Consider the following 18,071-nt stretch of genomic DNA (forward strand, 5'->3'; position numbering starts at 1 on the left):
TCTTAAAGAAATAGATCAACTAGTTATATGAACTTTCGTTAATAAAAGCCTCAGTTTAACGACAGATAACATCTCCATAAAACATAATAAGGCGCCGACTCAAAAGTCGACGCCTTGTATTAATTATCTACTATATATTTTATCGACGCGCTACGGCGTTGTTTCTCGCAGTAGTAGCACCAATAATACCTGCGAATGATGTGAAGACAAGTGTTAAGATCATAGCCACGAATGCCCAGATCGATACTTGAGCGGCAGTGTCCGTTGCCTCTTCCGTCGATTCGCGTAGGTCTTGAATAGCAACCTCTAGCTCAGCGGCAGTTTGCTCAATGTTCACTTGAGCTGTTTCGATTTGCTCGGATGTTGCTGTTGTAGCTTCATTTAATCCATCTACGATATTTTGTGTAGCTTCCTCCGCTTCTTGCTCAGAAAGATCTGTGTTCTCAGATACAGCATTAGCAATTGCTTCTTCATCTACAGCATTATTAATTTCTTCAGCACGTGTCGCTAAAGAATCACCTAACTGTTCTATTTGTTGATCGAAGTTATCAGGGTTAACGGCAATCTCCTGCGCTGCAGCAAGGATTTCGTCCTGTACTTCGCTTAGTTCGTTTTGAAGGTACTCAGGCTGAAGCTCCGGGATGTCCGTGTCAGCTAAGATTTCCTCTACGTTTTGCTCTAATTCGCCAGTATCAACTTCACCAATGTTATCAACGACAGAATCAAAGCCTGATCCAATCGCATCACCAGCTGTGCCAGCAACAGTCGCAACACCAGATCCAGCTGCGCCACCTACTGTACCAACGACGGATCCAACTGCTTGGAACGTGTTAATTGTCGTAAAAGTAAGTAGTGCAAATAGTAAAACGATACCTGTTGCCCACGTTAGGAAACCGTGGATTAAACCAGCGCGTGAGGCACTGACACCTGCTACAAATCCCGCTAAAAACAGCGAAATAAGTAATGATAAGATCGCCCAAATAATTAAACCTACACCTACACCGTCAAATGGGTCGTTTGACGTCACATCTGTTACTCCTAAACCAATTGCTGATCCAATCAAGCTGAATGTGATTAACATCGCAAAAAATGTCACGATACCAGCGATGATTGCCCCCCAAGATATATTTCTTCCTGCAGCATCAGCCTCTGGGCTGAAGTGCGACATAAAACGTCTTCTCTCTCTCATACATCATCATCTCCAAAATCAAAATCAATCTGGGCAAAACTTTTCCATGGAATATTGCTTGTTATTGCCAACTAGTTCGTTATATTTCCGCATCCGAGATACTTTAAACTATGCACTCATAACTTTTTTTACACGTACCCCTATGTGTTTATAACGTGCTTGTTAAATTTTTCTTACAGACACAAGGGATTCTGATACACTTGTCATAGAGAGGGGAACGACCATTTTGAAGAAAAAAATATTTATTTTTATACTCGGAATCGGGCTACTCAGCGCGTTTATTTACATTTCTAACAACGCTATTCAGACTACGTATGTGACGGTAGAATCAGACTCGTTAGCACCTGAATTCGATGACTATAAAATTGTGCATATCACCGATTTACATAATAAGCGATTCGGTCGTGAGCAACAGCGCCTCACGCGCCGTATTATCCGTGAAGAGCCTGATATCATCGTCTTTACAGGTGATTTGTTCGACCACAGGAAGGACGACCTAGAGGCTGGATTTGTACTGATGGAGCAGCTGGTCGCGATAGCGCCAACTTATTTTGTCACAGGTAATCACGAGTGGTCTGGCGGAATAATGGACGATCTCGAGGAGGAGCTTGCAGCCCTTAACGTCACTTTTTTAAGAAACGAGAGTCACACTCTTGAGCATGATGGAGCTACGCTGTCACTGCTCGGGATAGATGATCCGCGTGGACTTACAGCAAGCCCAATAGACGTCCTCACAGATATGATGATAGACGTTGATACAGGAAGCTTCTCGATGTTATTGTCCCATCGTCCAGAGCTAATGGATGACTATGTGGATGCAGAAGTAAATCTTGTTTTTACTGGTCACGCGCATGGCGGACAGTTCCGACTGCCGTTCATAGGTGGATTAGTTGCACCTAATCAAGGATTATTCCCAGCATATACATCAGGTATTCACGAAGAAGCAGATACGTCCATGATTGTAAGTAGAGGACTCGGCAATAGTATTATTCCATTACGATTGTTTAACCGACCGGAGATCGTGTCGGTCACGCTTCGTTCGAAGTGATTATTATATCGATATAATATAGGGGGTTTTACGAAATGAAAGCGTTTCAATCAAAGCTAGGACTTTCTTATATTGTTCGTGAAGCAAAAGTGTCAGATTCAGAAGCGATACTTCCTATCACGGAACACGTGTTGAAAGAGGGCTTCGGGGTTTCGACACCTGAAGAATTCCATGGAGATGTTGAAGTAGAGCGAGAGTGGATCAAAGGATATATCGAAGGAGAGCATCACAATCGCTTGTTTGTAGCAGAGCATGAAGGCGAGCTAATGGGACTCATTAACTTTGACTGTCCAAACAAGGCTAAGCTGCGTCACCAAGGCTCGTTTGGGATGAGCGTGGCAACGAAGTGGCGCGGCCAAGGTGTTGGAGAAGCGCTCTTAGTCACCCTGTTAGAGTTTGCATCCGAGCATGCTTCCATCGACACTGTGCGACTGGATGTGCTTGCTACAAATGAACGTGCGATTCGCCTTTACGAAAAACTAGGCTTCGTGCATGAAGGGAGAAGAGTGCGTTTTGTCAAAACGGAGGCTGGATACGAGGATTTACTGCTGATGGCAAAGCATGTATGAGACGATTTAAAAGACTAATTGCCATGTGCTACCGCCACGTGGGGGCTTTGAAAGTGGCAGTTGAGCAATTGAGGGTCCTTGTGTGGTGGACTGTGTATGTGGGGAGGACGTGTTTGGAGAAGTCAAACACAGAAACGGAGTTACCAAACACACCACTCCAAAAAACACTTGCAATCATTTTACAGGTGTCGTATGATCATACATAATTTAGAAATGGCAATGAGAAGGACATGAGCTACGATGCCGGTTATCAGAGAGGGAAGTGTTGCTGAGAGCTTCCTAACGCAGAATCGTTGTTTACCACCTTTAAGCCGTGCTTGGGAATACCCTAGTATCAAGCACCGTCGACGCAACGTTACCGCGCCAAAGCCACGTTTATTTTACGTGGGAATTTGGGTGGAACCACGAATGACTAGCATTCGTCCCTTTCATTAGGGACGGGTGTTTTTTTATTTTTAAAAGAAAAAAAGCAATGACAAGGACACCTTTATTGGTTACGGCTTTACAGAGAAGGAGGCACTGCTGAGACCCTCCTAGCTTAGGACTGATATGGACCACCTTTAAGCTATGTTGGGGAAACAATTGGAGTATCTGACATCGTCTATGCTACGTTACAGCACCAGAGTCGCAGCGCAACACGTGCGAGAACTTGGGTGGAACCACGAATCAAAGACATTCGTCCCTATTTAGGGATGCGTGTCTTTTTTTATTTTAAAAAGGAGGAATTTGACATGATTCACGTACGACTTCCAGACAATAACGTAAAAGAGGTACCAGTAAACACAACAGTAAAGGAGATCGTTGCAACCCTTCCAAGTAGCGTCCGTAAATCCGCTGTCGTTGCAGAGGTTAATGGACAACTAGTGGACCTGTCCACTAGTCTTCATAATCAAGACGATCTGCAGATCTTCTCTTCGGCTTCTGAAAATGGGGTGAATGTCCTGAGGCATACGGCTGCGCACGTTCTTGCGCAGGCAGTCCGCCGGTTGTACAAGGGTGTAAAGCTTGGGATAGGACCAGTTATCAACAATGGGTTTTACTATGACGTGCAGCTTGAGCAAGGGTTGACGGAGTCGGACCTTCGTCATATTGAGAAGGAATTGAAACGGATTATGGCCTCTAATATGCCAATAGAGCGTCTTGAGGTTAGCAAAGAAGAGGCTATGGAGCGGTTTAAGGAGGAGCCGTTTAAGCTGAAGATTTTGGAGGGGATTGATGATGGTGTGTCTCTCTACGAGCAGGGGGAGTTTGTGGATGTGTGTAGAGGGCCCCATGCTCCGTCGACAGGAGCGGTAAAGCATGTGCAATTGACGCATGTGGCTGGTGCGTATTGGCGCGGGGATAAAGACCAGGCTGTGCTGCAGCGGATATATGGTGTGGCGTTTGCTACGAAGCAGGAGCTCGATGACTATTTGTTTTTGCGAGAGGAAGCAAAGAAGCGAGATCATCGGAAGCTTGGGAAGGAGCTTGAGTTGTTTATGTTTTCGGAGGAGGCGCCGGGGATGCCGTTTTATTTGCCGAATGGGCAGGTGATTAGACAGGAGTTGATTGCGTTCTCGCGCGAGGAGCAGTCGCGAGCGTTTTATGACGAGGTGGCGACTCCGTCTCTGATGAATCAACGGCTTTGGGAGCAGTCGGGTCACTTTGATCACTATAAGGAGAATATGTATTTCTCCGAGGTGGATAAGGCGGCGTTTGCGTTAAAGCCGATGAACTGTCCGGGGCACATGCTTGTGTTTAAGCACGGGTTTTACTCGTATCGGGATTTGCCGGTGCGAATGGCGGAGTATGGGCATGTGCATCGGCATGAGTTTAGTGGGGCGTTGAATGGGCTGTTGCGTGTCCGGTCGTTTTGTCAGGATGATGCGCACATTTTTGTGAGGGAGGATCAAATAGAGTCGGAGATTCGAGCGGTCATGGAGCTCATTGACCGGGTGTATACAACGCTTGGATTTCGTTATTCGGTCGAGCTTTCGACTCGTCCAGAGGATTCTCTCGGTGATGATTCCTTGTGGGAGGCGTCCGAAGCGGCACTGGAACGTGTGTTGACGAATTCTGGTGTGGCGTATCAGCTTAATGAGGGTGATGGAGCGTTTTACGGGCCTAAAATCGACTTTCATATTAAGGATGCGCTGCGGCGGGAGCACCAGTGCGCAACGATTCAGCTCGACTTTCAAATGCCAGAAAAATTTGATTTAAGCTATATAGATGAGCGCGGCGAACGCGTTCGTCCAGTGGTGATTCATCGTGCGATTTTTGGTTCATTAGACCGGTTTTTTGGGATTTTGATAGAGCACTTTGCAGGTGCATTTCCACTGTGGCTTGCTCCGAAGCAGGTGAAGCTGATTCCAGTTGCATCGGTGCATCAGGAGTACTGTGAAGAGCTAGCTCACGAGCTACGTGATGCAGGTGTTCGAGTTTCGGTTGACGGCCGAGAGGAAAAGCTAGGTTATCGGATGCGCGAATCGCAGCTTGCGAAGGTGCCGTATATACTTGTTGTAGGAGATGCAGAAGTAGCTGGTCGCTCTGTGCAGGTGAGGCGCTTTGGCGAGAAGAGCAGTGCGGCGATGGCGTTTGAGGAGTTTAAGCAGGGTGTTTCGGTTGAAATTCGGGAGCGGAGACTTCGGGGGAAGTGACTCACTGTGAGGAGTTTCACGCTGCATGATGTGACATGCAATTTGGAAGAAGTGACACGCAATAGAATGGATTTTGCAAGAAGTGACGAGCAATACGCGAGAAGCGACGCGCAATTCGGCAAGACCTATAAGAAGTGACGCGCAATTTACTCGGAAGTGCTAGTTGCCCTGTGCTACCGCCACGTGGGGGCTTTGAAAAGTGGCAGTTGAGCAATTGAGGGTCCTTGTGTGGTGGACTGGGTATGTGGGGAGGACGTGTTTGGAGAAGTCAAACACAGAAACGGAGTTACCAAACACAGAATGCCAAAAATGCCGAGAAACCAAACACGTAATCCGAGTTACCAAACACGCACCTCCTAAAATAAACGTACCAACGTAACAAAACGCCACAAAAAAGACCGCGCTAGACGCGGTCTTTACTCATTTAACTGTGCTCCGCCAATACTTTCAACTTCGGTGGTTCCGTTTATCATTTCTTCGGTTATGAAGTAGGCGTGTGCGTAGTCTGGTTCATCATCAAAGACGACAAAGATGGCAGTTGATCTCGCAGTTCGCAGGTCATCGCGAATGTGCCAATCTCTATCTGGATGCTCGGCTTCTAGATGTGCTACGAGCGTTTCCTGACGAGTTTCCTCCAACACATAAATGTCATAAGCGGGGCTTGCGACAAAAAAGTAGACGGATGTGATAAATCCGACAGTGAACACCGCGATGCTCGCTACTTGTAGTGGCTTTTTATCAGCGGGAAGCATGAAGTAACCGAGTACAAGTAGTCCCAGCAGGCCTAGGGAGATCGTAAAATATCCAGCCGTCACACTGCTGATCTGATCTCGGACAACTAGGAAAAAGATAAGTGACGTAATAATTAATAAACTAGCCATAATGGCTCCGATAATAGTGCGCTTGGACATAAGCTGTCCCCTTTCCACAAAAATCACAGAGCTAGTATAGCATAAGTAGCCCTTTTAAAACATGTATGTGGGGTTTGGGGACGAGTAACCTATCCCTTCTGCACATTCACCATCCAATGGATGCCAAATTGATCGACTAGCATGCCGTTAATATCTCCCCAAAACTGCTCTTCAAGTGGCATAGTAATCTCGCCGCCCTCAGCAAGCTGTTCGAAATAGCGCGTGAGCGTCTCGCGATCCGTTCCATTAATGGAGAGACTAACATTGTTGCCAAGCTTATGGGGTGGGCTGTACTGTGGGTGCGTGTCGCTCGCCATGAATGTGAGCGAATCGTTGCGTAAATTTGCATGGATAATTCGATCCTTGACCTCTTCTGGAGAGTCAGCAAACGCCTCCTCAAATGTCTGAAGATATAGCTCACCGCCAAAAACCTGGCGATAAAACTCCATTGCTTGCTTCGTCGTGCCATCAAAATTCAAATAAGCATTGATAATAGTCATGCAAAATCCCTTCTTAAACTATTGTCTACTAACCAATTCAACAATCTACCCATTATTCCTTTAAGAAAATATAGGGAGTAATTCACGTAATTTGGTAAAAGTCTCATTCTTTTTTCTTCCAGAAAACGTTTAGAGGTGCTTTTGGGAGGGAAGTAGCCGACAAAAGAGGGCATTTTGACGCAAATCTTCAAAAATAAAAAGATTGTTGAGACTTTTTGCCAGTTTAATTCGTCTATATACATAGGGAGACAAACATCAGGAGGAGGTTCGATTCGAGTGAAGCAGGTAGTGAGTTTAATTGTATTAGTTTTATTCGTTGCTGGATGCGCAGGATCGACCGGGAATCCTGTTGCCGCGCACGTGCTTGAGAATAACGAGGGTGCGGATATTTTGACCTACGGAGATCACGTTTTTTATAACGCTAGTAATCTGGCATATTTAGATGTAGATTCGTTTGAAAAGGTGACGCACTTAGGCGAAATTGTTTCTCAACCTAAAAACTTTAATGAGTACCTTGATCTTTGCGCGAGTGTATTGGATATTGGTACGCCCATTTATGCAACTGGTGACACGTCGGATGACATGTATCACCTGATCGCGGAGATAGACGGCGAGGACATATTATACATTGCGCTTGGCGAAAATCGGTAAGGTAATGGAAAGGGGATAAGTACAAGTGAACGTTACCATACGACAAGCTCAACTTGACGATGCAAAAGAGCTAAAGCCACTGATGTTACAGTACATAGTGGACTTTTATGAGCAACAGGATCCAAACGAGGAGGAGCTGGAGAAATTAATCAAGCGCCTTGCGACGGAGCCTGAATTTGGTGTGCAATTTGTGGCGGAATTCGACGGAAGTCTCGTCGGATTTAGCACCCTGTACTTCGGTTTTAGTACATTACGCGTGCAAAAAACGGCGACGATGAACGATTTGTTTGTAACGAGCCGCGTTCGCGGCGAGAAAATCGGAGAGCGACTATTTACAGCGACGCTCGACTACGTGCGTGACAACGGCTACGCCTACATGGCTTGGGAGACGGCTACAGACAATATCGTTGCTCAAACGCTTTACGAAAAGATGGGTGGAAAGAAAGCAGACTGGCTGTTTTATGAAATAGAATAATAACCTTTATTCATTATTAAATGAGGAGGCTGAAACATGAATAAAGTTACAGTAGTACCCCTTTATATGGAGCATATATTTACAGCGGATCCCGAGAGAATTTTTGATGCTTGGATAACACCTGCAACGATGAAAAAATGGTTGTTTACAGACGAGAAGACGAATAAAATCACAAAAAATGAAGCACGATCTGGTGGGGGATGGGAAATCGTCGATCATCGAGAAGGTCAGACCTACCGGGCGATTGGTCAATATAAGGTAGTTGATCGCCCTTCAAGGTTGGTAATGACATTTAAAATGCCACAATTCAGTGACTTGGAAGACACGATTACCGTCCAACTTGAGCCACATGATGATGGAGGAACTCATATGTCATTTAAACAGGACATCCATGTTGAGCATGAAGATGGATGGACTCAAGAAGATATTGATCGTGTGACACGCGAGCATTTGGACGGAACAAAACAAGGATTTGAACAGATGTTTGCGAATTTGGAAATAGTTTTAGAAAAAGGCTCCCTCTATTAAAAAGATAAAAGCTGCGTACCTAATAGGTATGCGGCTTTTTTTGATAGATACAAAGTGTAACCTCGTTGTAAAATTTGGCGGTGAATGAAGTCAGAAGAGAAGTAGGTTGTATTTTGCGAGAGGTAAACCGAAAAAGAAGTATATCGCAAATGTGGAAAATTAGCATGGAAGTGGATCAAACTAACGCGGAACGAAATAGAAACAGTTCGAAAGTCGGTTCAAGTAAGTCAGAAAAAAGAAGTAAAGCGGAAATCGAGAGAAACAGGACGGAAAGTGAGAGAAGTAGAGCGGAAATTATAGAAAGTATTTCACAAATGCGGAGAAGTAATTCGCAATTGTATCAACCATCACTAATCCGCAACAATCAGGTGGAAAGAAAATAGATAAAATGGATGCTATTGACATACTATGTCACGGTGCGATATAGTGAAGGCAATCAAACTATGTCGCACCTCGACATAGTTTTCTCAAAAAAAGAGGTTGGTGCTATGACGAATGAGAAGGTAGTGAAGAAATACGTGCCGGCATCGGAGACGGCGTATTATATTATGCTTGTTTTATACGAATCGCCAAGGCATGGATACGGGATCTCGAAGCGTGTAGAGGTCCTGACGGACGGACGCATTCAGCTCGGCTCGGGGACGATTTACGGTACGATCACGAAAATGCTAAAGGATGGATTAATCGTGATGTATGCAAACGAAGAGCGTAAAAAAGTATATGAGCTGACAGAAATAGGGGAGGCCATATTACGCATGGAGATAGATAGAATTGCAGAATTACATCGTCATGCATCGGAGATAGGGGGAGAGGCGGCATGCAAAAAAACAGCGGAACAGTAAGCGTGAGACGATGGCTGTGGAGTTTTCATGTGCAGCTTACAGAGCAATGGTTAAAGGATATGTCGACAAAAGGGTATCAGTTAAGTGGACTTGATCGACTCGGGCGTCGATTTTACTTCGAGGAACGTGAGGAAAGTGAAGCAGCTTATCGAATCATGTACAAGCAAGGTTCGCTTCCGATGTCGATGCGTGAGGATGGATGGCGATCTGCCTGTGAATCAGGTAAATGGAGCATCATTCGCTCCGAGAAATCCCGCGATGAACGAAAAACCGATGTTGTACGAGACGAATTAGTAAAGCGCAACGAACGAATCTTAAGCGCATGGTCCATCTTTTTTATGTTGATAATTTTCAATATTACTATGCAAATAAGTTTAGTTGTGTCCAGTCTATCGAGCGGAGGGACTGTAAACGTCCATCCTAGTCCGCTATGGATATTAACCTTTGTTGGCTTTTTGGTGCAAATTACTATACTCGTTTTTGGCATTTATTCCTTCTTTATTTTAAGGCGAGAAAATCGTGACTTACAGCTGTCTTACACAGGAGAGGAGCCAGTGGCGTTACAAAAAACCTCAGATAGTATAACGACGAAATGGCGTATTCAGTCGTGGCTGAGTCCAATAGCGCCAGAAAAAATGTCTCGTTGGTTAGAAATGCAGGAAGAACGTGGTTTTAAGCTGAAGTGGGTGGATAGACAAGGCATGCGTTTCGTTTTCTCTCAAGCAGAGCATGCAAGTGTCAGCTATTACATGGAAAAAAATAAAGACATCGGGGCAATGCATAAGGATATGGGGTGGGAGCGTATTTATTTAGGCAATGCCTCAGCAAACGGATGGAAGCTGTACCGCGCCTACTATGATCCTCATGAGGAGAAAAAGCCAGTGTTTCATACAGATCCGGAATCGGAGCTACAGGCTGTAAAAAAGCAGGTGCGTTTTCAAATGTTTATAAGCGTAATGGTACTACTCGTTCAGCTTATGAATATGCCATTACAGATCGGTCGTGTAGTGGAAGAAAGAACAGCGTCCGTGTTTCAACTCATTTTTTTAACCGTATCGATGACTTTTATCGTACTATTTACATGGACGATTATTAGTCTATTCATACACTACCGGAACAAAAAGCAAGAGCTATATCGAGTGTAAATCTTTAAAAACCTAGGGGGAAGCATCTTCTTAGGTTTTTTTGATGGAAAAAAATAGCTATAAATGAAGTATGCCGCAAAAAATAAGCGACAACTCTACAAAATAGCACGCAACAATCAGGTGGAAGTAAACTATATAAAATGGGTGTGATTGACATACTGTGCGGAGGTACGATATAGTAAGACGAACCAAATTATGTCACGACTCGACGTAGTTTCCTAAAGAAAATTGAGGTAATGCTTGCATGAAAGAGCGACTTATCAAGAAATATGTACCGGCTTCAGAAACAGCTTATTATATTATGCTCGTTTTGCACGAATCTCCTAAGCATGGATATGGGATCTCGAAGCGAGTGGAAGTGCTGACGGGAGGGCGGATTCGCCTTGGATCAGGGACGATTTACGGGACGATCACGAAAATGTTGAAGGATGGATTGATCGTGATGTACGCGAATGAGGAGCGAAAAAAGATATATGAGCTCACGGAAATAGGAGAGGCAATTTTGCAAACCGAGATAGTGAGAATTACGGAACTGCATAGGCATGCTGCCGAGATAGGAGGAGATAAAGATGAAAGAGGGTAATCGAGCGGGGAGCGTCACGAAATGGCTGTGGAGCTTCCATGTGCAACAAACGGAGCGCTGGCTCGAAGATATGTCGAACAAAGGCTATCGGCTTCGGGCATTTGATCGGAGGCGTCGGCGCTTTTACTTTGATGAACAGCCTAGTGAGCGTGCCACGTATCGCGTCGTGTACGGAAATCAATTTGCACTCGCAACCTCGATGCGCGAGAACGGATGGCGTACGGCGGCTGAATCTGGCAAGTGGCATATTGTACGATCGACAAAACCGCGCGAAGAGCGTCTAACGGAGGTTGTGCGTGACCCCTTAATTACGCGTAACGAACGAATTCTAAACATTTGGGCATTCTATTTTACGATGGTATTTATATTGACTCTCATGCAAATTAGTTTATTTTTGATTGGCCTATCAGGAGATAGCACGATCCAAGTGATCACAAGTCCGATGTGGAGTGTAACGTTCCTCTTTTTCTTTGCACAAGTAGCTTTATTCCTGTTCGGTCTTTATTCCTTTTTCATTCTCCGGCGAGAAAATAGGGAGCTGAAGCTATTTGATCAAGAAAGTGATCCGTCCATGCTTGTAGAGGACCCGTCACTGACAGTGAAGAAATGGCGCTTTCAGTTTTGGCTTCACCCTAAAGCTGGTGAGAAGATGTGCATATGGCTCGAGGAACAGGAGCGCGCTGGACTGAAGCTAAGGTGGGTTGACCGCCAAGGCATGCGGTTTGTCTTTAAGAGAAGTGAGCCGAAAGAGGCGAGCTATTATATGGATAAAGGCTCTAACTACGGAGCGGCCCATCATGAGATGGGGTGGGAGCTTATCTATTTCACCGGTAATTCGTCCCCATATCTGTGGAAGCTTTATCGTACTTACTATAATCCTACTACAGAAGAAAAGCCGATTTTCTATTCGGATAAAGCATCGGAATTGTACGCAGTGAAGAGGAAGGTTCGCTACCAGATCATGATAAGTGCAATGATCATTGGCATTCAGTTAATAAACATTCCGCCTCAGGTTAGTAGGGCTATACGAGATGGGGAAATAACCGGATATCACCTTTTCTTCTTCCCGTTGGTCGGATTCGCCATTTTACTTTGTAGCTGGTTTATCATTAGTGGATTGTTCTACTACTTTAGTCAAAAGCGAGCGCTTGGAGGAAGGTAACAGTCTCAATATTTAATATAAAGAAGCCCTCCATCCTCGGATGAAGGGCTTCACACGTTATTCTTCTAAGTAACGCGCATAAAAGTTCGTTCGCATGTCGACGTGGTTTGCCAAAAGTGCTGCCAGTCCAATAAATACTACTATGCCACTAATTAATCCAACTGGAGAGGCGATGGAGTAGGTAAGAGACATGGCTAAGGTGCCGGAGACCCCAGCAAGAGTAATGAGGCTAAATAGAATAAAGAAGACACCATAGGCACCGATCCAGAAGCTAGACTTATGTTCATTTTTTCTAATTTTATCTCGACCTCGTCTTACTGGATAGTCAATTAACATGACAACGAAAAAGAATAAAAGAAATGGAAAATAGAAAAAGAACGTCTCTATAAACAAAGTCATCACCGTCCCCATAAGAGTGAAGTACCATCAATTTTACCATATTTTAGATCCTGAAACTATCTTTCCTTCACTCTTTCCATAAGTGAGCTGTCACAGCCTCATCAAACGAAGCCTTATGTGGTTTTCTCCGCCAGGAAAAAGGTCCGGATCGAGATCACTAGAGCTGTGGCGGCGATGGTGGCCATGATCAGGAAGGTGATGATCGTTCCTGTGTGCGCGGCTTCCTGGTAGGGCGCGTTGCTCTGGCTTGTGGCGATACTAATGACGGTTGTGAGTAGGATGACACCTACGGCCATGCTGAGCTGGCGCAACGTGTTGGTAATGGCGGATCCGTGGGAGATGTCCTTTTGGTCGAGCGCATTCATGCTTGTTGTCACAAGGGTTGTCATCGTCAGGCCACAGCCGAGCATGAAGAGGCTGAAGTAGACCATAATTAAGTAAGGTGAGCTATCTATGCCGATTGTGCTAAACAGGAGCATCGCGACTAGTAAACACACGAATCCTGCGTTCGTGACAATTTTTCCGCCAAAGCGATCGAATAGTGTTCCAGCGACGATTGCGGTCACGGACAGCAGGATGGTGCCGGGCAGGAGTAGGAATCCGGATAAGAATGCTGTCGTTCCAAGCACGTCCTGCGCAAACATCGGCAGGATGCTCTCCGCTGATAAGAGGAGGAGCATCGTCATCGACATGAGCACCGCCGAGAGCGTGAATAGCCGCACCTTAAAGAGGCGGATGTTTAGCACCGGCACAGGCAGCTTGAGCTGTCGTCTGGCGTAAGCTGCAATAAGCGCGATGCCGAGCACCATAGGCCCAACCGCTTCGGGCGAAAATCCAGTCACGCTGATCATACTAAGGCCAAGTATAAAACTGACGAATCCCGTCGCTGATAGAAGAACCGAGGGAATATCCAGCTTCGCCTCTTGTCTATCAAGAATGTTTTTCATGACGACTGTTGCAAGGATTAAAACGATGACTGCAGGTACAAACAGCACAATATGTAAGGCGCGCCAGCCCAATGTGTCGATGACCATCCCCGAGATGGACGGCGCTGACGCTGGCGCAACGTTAATCACAGCACTCAATAGTCCCATAGCAAGCCCTCTTTTTTCTCGAGGAAACACGGTAAGAAGAATGGTTTGCACGAGTGGCACCATCACACCAGCGCCTACGGCTTGAATAACGCGCGAGAGAATCAGCGTACTAAACTGAGTAGCAGTTGCTCCAACTAGCGTTCCGATGACAAGCATCACCATGGCAAATACGACTAACGTTTTTGTTTGGAAGGTGTTCATTAAATAGCCGCTGAGTGGGATAAAGGTGATCGTACCAAGTAGAAAAGCGGTCGTCAGCCACTGAACTTGCGTAGCATTAACGTTAAACTCCTCCATAATCGTTGGATAAGCCGTAATCATAAGAAATTGACTAAATAAGAAAAGAAAGGACGCAGCAAGTGCAACGATCACGATTGGTTTATGTGGGATAGGTTGCTTAGTTTGTTCGGGCATCTAGCTGCTCCTCTCTATGATGTGTAGACGATCTACTCGTCGGCCATTTGCCAATCTCGTGATTCATCGTTTACGAGTGCTTCAATGGTCCGCATATGAGCAAATGGTGTATCTACTTCGTAGTTATTGATATAAGTATCATCAATAACAAGCTGTATGTCGCGATGATCCATATCCCCGTCTTCAGTAGACTCCGAGATTCGAAGGGTTAATCTATATTCCTCACTTGCCAAGATATTACCACCATCTTGTCTGATATCAAGTCCAATAAAGTCGTCCGCTATCGCTTGTAATGTCTCTTCATCATCAATATTTAGGTGCATAATACGTTCAGGTATTGGATCTGATACATCACTAACAAATAGTGTCGCTTCATTAATAGTAACATCCTCGACCGGAACGTCAAAAAAGGCATCTTCGAACGTTGTTTGTTGCGAGTTAACAACGAGTAATACAATTCCAGATACAACTCCAACGGTTGCTAATACAAGATAAAGTCGATTTTTAAAGACAAAGCTTAAGAGAAGCATAATGCCTCCCAAGCCAATAAGGACCGTAACAATAGCAAAAAGTAGCGATCCAGTCGCTTCAAACAGTTGCATGGAATCATCCTTTCGATAGTCTGCTTTTTTTACCGTGAAAATCTAGTGAGTGATGGTTTCTTTTAATAGCGAGGACACTCGGTCCTGCTATTCTTTCGGGTGAAACATTTTTGAAGGGGCGTAGTCTAGCATGTTGAGCTCTCATTACCTACGTGCGAGCAATTTCCTTTAAACGTTTGTTAACCGTCTTCTTCCATTACCCAATCTAATGACTCATCATTTATGAGTGCTTCGATCGTTCGGAGATGTGCAAACGGCGGGCTGACTACATCGCTGTTAATGTGTGTATCGTCTACGAACAGGTGCATGTCATGACGTTCTCGAAGACCTTCCCTTACAGTGTAAGACACACGGAAGGTGAGCCTATATTCCTCACTTGCGCGATTCCTTAAGTTATCTTCACGCAATTCTATCCCCATAAAGTCATTGGAGAGAGCCTCCAACGTTTCTTCATCTTCAATATTAAGATACATGATACGCTCAGGCACGAGATCGGAGACGTCATTAACTGTCAGTCTTGCCTCGTGAAGAATAACGTCCTCGTCCGTCACATCAAAATAAGCTTCCTCAAACGTCGATTGTTGCGAGTTAATAACAAGTAATGCAATTCCTGATACGATACCGAGTGTGACTAAAACTAATACGAGTCGGTTTTTTAAGAAAAAGCTCAAAATCAACATAATGCCGCCGAGGCCAACAATAACAGTGAAGGCGGCAAAAAGAAGCGAGCCCGTTGCACCAAGCAATTGCATAGAATCATCCTTTCTATAGATTTATTTCACGCTACTGAAAAGTAGTTTAATGTGTAATCACACATCGCTCTAGTATTAGAATCATTGGTCTTCCTATGGCTTTGCCTAACCCTTTTCTGATGAGCTGTAGTCTATCATTCCGATCTTTCATTACCTAATTTTAAAGAGACAGAAGGATATTCCTCTATAAGTTTTGTTAATCGTCTTCTTCCATTATCCAATCCAATGACTCATCATTTACAAGTGCTTCGATCGTTTGTAAATGTGCAAACGGGGGACGTACTTCGAAGCTATTAATGTGTGTGTCGCTAACATTTATAAATTCATTCCGTCGCCCATCGCCTTCAGGTTCAGTGACCCTTAAAGAGAGACTATACGCCTCTGCACGGTTTCGAAGATCGTCATCATATAACTCTAGTCCTGCAAAGTCATTCGCGAGCGCCTTGAGAGTTTCTTCATCCTCGATAGAAAGGGACATAATAGCTTCTGGAGGACTAGCTGAGACATCATTAACAATCAGTGTCGCTCGCTCAAGAATGAAGCCTTCGCTAGCAGGATCAAAATAGAATTCCTCAAAGGTCGTACGTTGGGAGTCTATGAAAAGAAATACCATTCCTGATACGATCACTAATGTTGTTAAAACTAACACCAGTCGATTTTTTAAAAAGAAGCTTAACAGGAGCATAATTCCACCAACAATAACAAAGATGCTGAAGGCGGTAAAAAGTAGCGATCCAGTAGCGTCGAAGAGTTGCATAAAACCATCCTTTCGACATGTTTACTCCATTTTACCAAATAAGTAAGGTGGTGGGCGAATGATCAGTCCTCCTACGGTATCGGCTTGCGCTTACCTAGCAGTAAATGAGAAGAGGAGTCAGCTCTGAAAACGCCCTAGACATTAGTAGGGTCTGAAGATGATCCTACTCGTCAGCTAAAGTTGAATAACGTCTCTTCTATATAAACGAACACCCTTTTTTACTACTAAACGAAAGGTTGTTGCCTAGCTCTTAAAGATGAAACAGTTCTGTTAAGAACTTCAACGTTCATATATTTTGCGTACGGTACATAAATTTTTTATACGGTTCATTCTTTCTCCATACCGTACATATATCTTCTACACGGTACATAAAACCTAAATTGCCAAAGATCAACTGATCAAAAGCCTCAAAAATTACGAAACTAAGCCTCTTTCATAAAGAAAAAGGCTCTTTTCCAATTCCCTTTTAAATCAAACGCAGAGGTGGCAGACTCGGAGGACATTCGGAGACAATCCATAGGGGAAAGAGGTTTTTGAGATCCCACAGGAGGCGTTTAGGGTAAGGCGGCAGCCGCACCCTGCCGACGAGGAAGCTCAAAGACCGGCCCTATGGATGTCGTAGAGTGTCCGTAGGGCTGACAGCTCGAAGAGCAGATTTAAACTAGTTAGCACTTGGTCATTCTAGCCCGAAGGGCTAGGCACTAAGCTAGTTAGCACTTAAGCAATCTAGCTCAAAGAGCTAGGTTTTAGATAAATGGAATTTGATTAACCTAGAATTTAAGAAGCAATTCTACCGACTTCACACACTTTTCACAGACTCCCCCTCTTTCTGCGGTAAACTAGACATAGAACAAGGAGGGACCGCACCATGAAGTGGCTACTACTAGGAATGCTCCTGCTCCTGACCACAGGCTGTCAGTCAGAGCATTCGCTTCATATAGATAACGACATACAAGGGAACACCCTGCTCGTTGCCCATACAAAAGAGCCAGCTTTAAGCATCATTAACCCCGATATACACGAGCTTATTGAGGAAGTTTCCCTCCCATTTTCTGTCCATAGTATGGTGCAGGGAGAGGGGCGGATCTTTGCTACGAGCCAGCAGGAGGAAATGCTGTACGAGCTGTCGCTAACGGACGGGAGCTTGCGTCCGATCATAGACATTGGCGATGGCGTGGCGGAGATGCTGTACGATGATGGCACGCTCTATGCGACGCGACCGTTCCATCAGGAGATCGTCAAAATGGATGTAGAGAATGAGTCCATCGAGACGCTCGCTGCGTCTGGAGAGCATCCGCATTCGATGGCGCTCGACGATGGAGAGCTTTACGTCGCTAATGTGTATGGCAATACCGTCGATGTGATCGATAAGGAGCGCTTTGAGATTGCGCGGACAATCGACGTGATCGGTCGACCGACTGGCATGATTGCCTATGACGAGGGGATTTTAGTCGGAGGGCATGGTCCGTTTGGTGAGCTCAATACGGAGATGCACACGTATGAGACGAGCGAGGAGACTCAGATTGAGGTGGGCTTAATGCCTGTCGCTTTTTTAGAAACAACGGAAGGGATCGTAGGCGTTAGTCACGGCTCGCACGAAGTATTTCTCTATGATACGGAATCGAAGCAGGTGACCGACCGACTTGAGGTCGCGCATAATCCTTACTATCTAGTACAAGCAAATGACGAAGTCGCCGTCAGCAGTCTGGACGGAGATGAAATAAGCTTTATTGATCCACAAACATGGGAGCTCATTCAGGCTGTTGAGGTGGCGGCTGGTCCACACGTGATGCTCTACTTAGAGGAGTCATAAT

Annotated in this window: 19 protein-coding genes and 1 other annotated feature; of the genes, 11 read left to right on the top strand and 8 right to left on the bottom strand. The window is 45.0% G+C overall.

What is annotated here, in order from left to right:
* Positions 1–139: 139 nt before the first annotated feature.
* Complete coding sequence (locus FLK61_RS02530; RefSeq protein ID WP_249777660.1) at positions 140–1,189, bottom strand: hypothetical protein; 1,050 nt, start codon at positions 1,187–1,189, stop codon at positions 140–142.
* A 226-nt stretch (positions 1,190–1,415) separates the two neighbouring features.
* Between FLK61_RS02530 and FLK61_RS02535 the strand changes: the two genes are divergently transcribed.
* The 3 genes from FLK61_RS02535 (at position 1,416) to thrS (ending at position 5,442) form a co-directional block, all read left to right on the top strand.
* Positions 1,416–2,237: a metallophosphoesterase gene (locus tag FLK61_RS02535; RefSeq protein WP_176007970.1), complete on the top strand. Its 822-nt coding sequence runs from the start codon at positions 1,416–1,418 to the stop codon at positions 2,235–2,237.
* A 35-nt stretch (positions 2,238–2,272) separates the two neighbouring features.
* Positions 2,273–2,806, top strand: coding sequence for a GNAT family N-acetyltransferase (locus FLK61_RS02540; protein ID WP_176007971.1), 534 nt, complete (start codon positions 2,273–2,275; stop codon positions 2,804–2,806).
* A gap of 210 nt (positions 2,807–3,016) precedes the next feature.
* Positions 3,017–3,236, top strand: a binding site (T-box leader).
* 301 nt (positions 3,237–3,537) lie between these two features.
* Entirely contained in the window at positions 3,538–5,442 is a 1,905-nt protein-coding gene (gene thrS, locus FLK61_RS02545) for a threonine--tRNA ligase (RefSeq protein ID WP_176007972.1), read from the top strand.
* 416 nt (positions 5,443–5,858) lie between these two features.
* Here thrS and FLK61_RS02550 read toward each other — a convergent pair whose 3' ends face one another.
* Both FLK61_RS02550 and FLK61_RS02555 read right to left on the bottom strand, forming a co-directional pair.
* Complete coding sequence (locus FLK61_RS02550; protein ID WP_176007973.1) at positions 5,859–6,353, bottom strand: hypothetical protein; 495 nt, start codon at positions 6,351–6,353, stop codon at positions 5,859–5,861.
* Positions 6,354–6,442: 89 nt separating this feature from the next.
* The gene (locus FLK61_RS02555; RefSeq protein WP_176007974.1) at positions 6,443–6,853 is read right to left on the bottom strand and encodes a VOC family protein; all 411 of its coding nucleotides are present in this window, start codon (positions 6,851–6,853) and stop codon (positions 6,443–6,445) included.
* Positions 6,854–7,129: 276 nt separating this feature from the next.
* Here FLK61_RS02555 and FLK61_RS02560 point away from each other — a divergent pair, with 276 nt between their 5' ends.
* From FLK61_RS02560 to FLK61_RS02590, 7 genes are all read left to right on the top strand, one after another.
* A complete protein-coding gene (locus FLK61_RS02560; protein ID WP_176007975.1) occupies positions 7,130–7,504 on the top strand; it encodes a hypothetical protein in 375 nt (124 codons plus the stop codon).
* A gap of 25 nt (positions 7,505–7,529) precedes the next feature.
* Positions 7,530–7,979, top strand: coding sequence for a GNAT family N-acetyltransferase (locus tag FLK61_RS02565; protein WP_249777661.1), 450 nt, complete (start codon positions 7,530–7,532; stop codon positions 7,977–7,979).
* A gap of 36 nt (positions 7,980–8,015) precedes the next feature.
* On the top strand, positions 8,016–8,507 hold the full coding sequence (locus FLK61_RS02570) for an SRPBCC family protein (RefSeq protein WP_176007976.1): 492 nt from the start codon (positions 8,016–8,018) through the stop codon (positions 8,505–8,507).
* Positions 8,508–8,995: 488 nt separating this feature from the next.
* On the top strand, positions 8,996–9,349 hold the full coding sequence (locus FLK61_RS02575; protein WP_176007977.1) for a PadR family transcriptional regulator: 354 nt from the start codon (positions 8,996–8,998) through the stop codon (positions 9,347–9,349).
* Positions 9,325–10,494 (top strand): DUF2812 domain-containing protein, encoded by a 1,170-nt coding sequence (locus FLK61_RS02580; protein ID WP_176007978.1) that lies wholly within the window; start codon positions 9,325–9,327, stop codon positions 10,492–10,494. Before FLK61_RS02575 ends, FLK61_RS02580 begins: the two co-directional genes overlap by 25 nt.
* Before the next feature lie 244 nt (positions 10,495–10,738).
* Positions 10,739–11,077, top strand: coding sequence for a PadR family transcriptional regulator (locus tag FLK61_RS02585; RefSeq protein ID WP_176007979.1), 339 nt, complete (start codon positions 10,739–10,741; stop codon positions 11,075–11,077).
* Entirely contained in the window at positions 11,064–12,239 is a 1,176-nt protein-coding gene (locus FLK61_RS02590) for a DUF2812 domain-containing protein (RefSeq protein ID WP_176007980.1), read from the top strand. Before FLK61_RS02585 ends, FLK61_RS02590 begins: the two co-directional genes overlap by 14 nt.
* A 57-nt stretch (positions 12,240–12,296) precedes the next feature.
* Here FLK61_RS02590 and FLK61_RS02595 read toward each other — a convergent pair whose 3' ends face one another.
* The 5 genes from FLK61_RS02595 to FLK61_RS02615 form a co-directional block, all read right to left on the bottom strand.
* Positions 12,297–12,638, bottom strand: coding sequence for a hypothetical protein (locus FLK61_RS02595; protein ID WP_176007981.1), 342 nt, complete (start codon positions 12,636–12,638; stop codon positions 12,297–12,299).
* Positions 12,639–12,751: 113 nt separating this feature from the next.
* Positions 12,752–14,146 carry an MFS transporter gene (locus FLK61_RS02600; protein WP_176007982.1) on the bottom strand — a complete coding sequence of 465 codons (1,395 nt, stop codon included), beginning with the start codon at positions 14,144–14,146 and terminating at the stop codon, positions 12,752–12,754.
* A 32-nt stretch (positions 14,147–14,178) separates the two neighbouring features.
* Complete coding sequence (locus FLK61_RS02605) at positions 14,179–14,748, bottom strand: hypothetical protein (protein WP_176007983.1); 570 nt, start codon at positions 14,746–14,748, stop codon at positions 14,179–14,181.
* Positions 14,749–14,927: 179 nt separating this feature from the next.
* The gene (locus FLK61_RS02610) at positions 14,928–15,500 is read right to left on the bottom strand and encodes a hypothetical protein (protein ID WP_176007984.1); all 573 of its coding nucleotides are present in this window, start codon (positions 15,498–15,500) and stop codon (positions 14,928–14,930) included.
* A gap of 196 nt (positions 15,501–15,696) precedes the next feature.
* The gene (locus FLK61_RS02615) at positions 15,697–16,257 is read right to left on the bottom strand and encodes a hypothetical protein (RefSeq protein ID WP_176007985.1); all 561 of its coding nucleotides are present in this window, start codon (positions 16,255–16,257) and stop codon (positions 15,697–15,699) included.
* Between the two features lie 868 nt (positions 16,258–17,125).
* On the opposite strand from FLK61_RS02615, the gene FLK61_RS02620 reads away from it, so the two are divergent.
* The gene (locus FLK61_RS02620; RefSeq protein WP_176007986.1) at positions 17,126–18,070 is read left to right on the top strand and encodes a YncE family protein; all 945 of its coding nucleotides are present in this window, start codon (positions 17,126–17,128) and stop codon (positions 18,068–18,070) included.
* The last annotated feature ends 1 nt before the right edge of the window (position 18,071 follow it).

Origin of the sequence: Paenalkalicoccus suaedae, from assembly GCF_006965545.2 — a bacterium.
In the GTDB taxonomy this organism is placed as follows: Bacteria; Bacillota; Bacilli; order Bacillales; family Salisediminibacteriaceae; genus Paenalkalicoccus; species Paenalkalicoccus suaedae.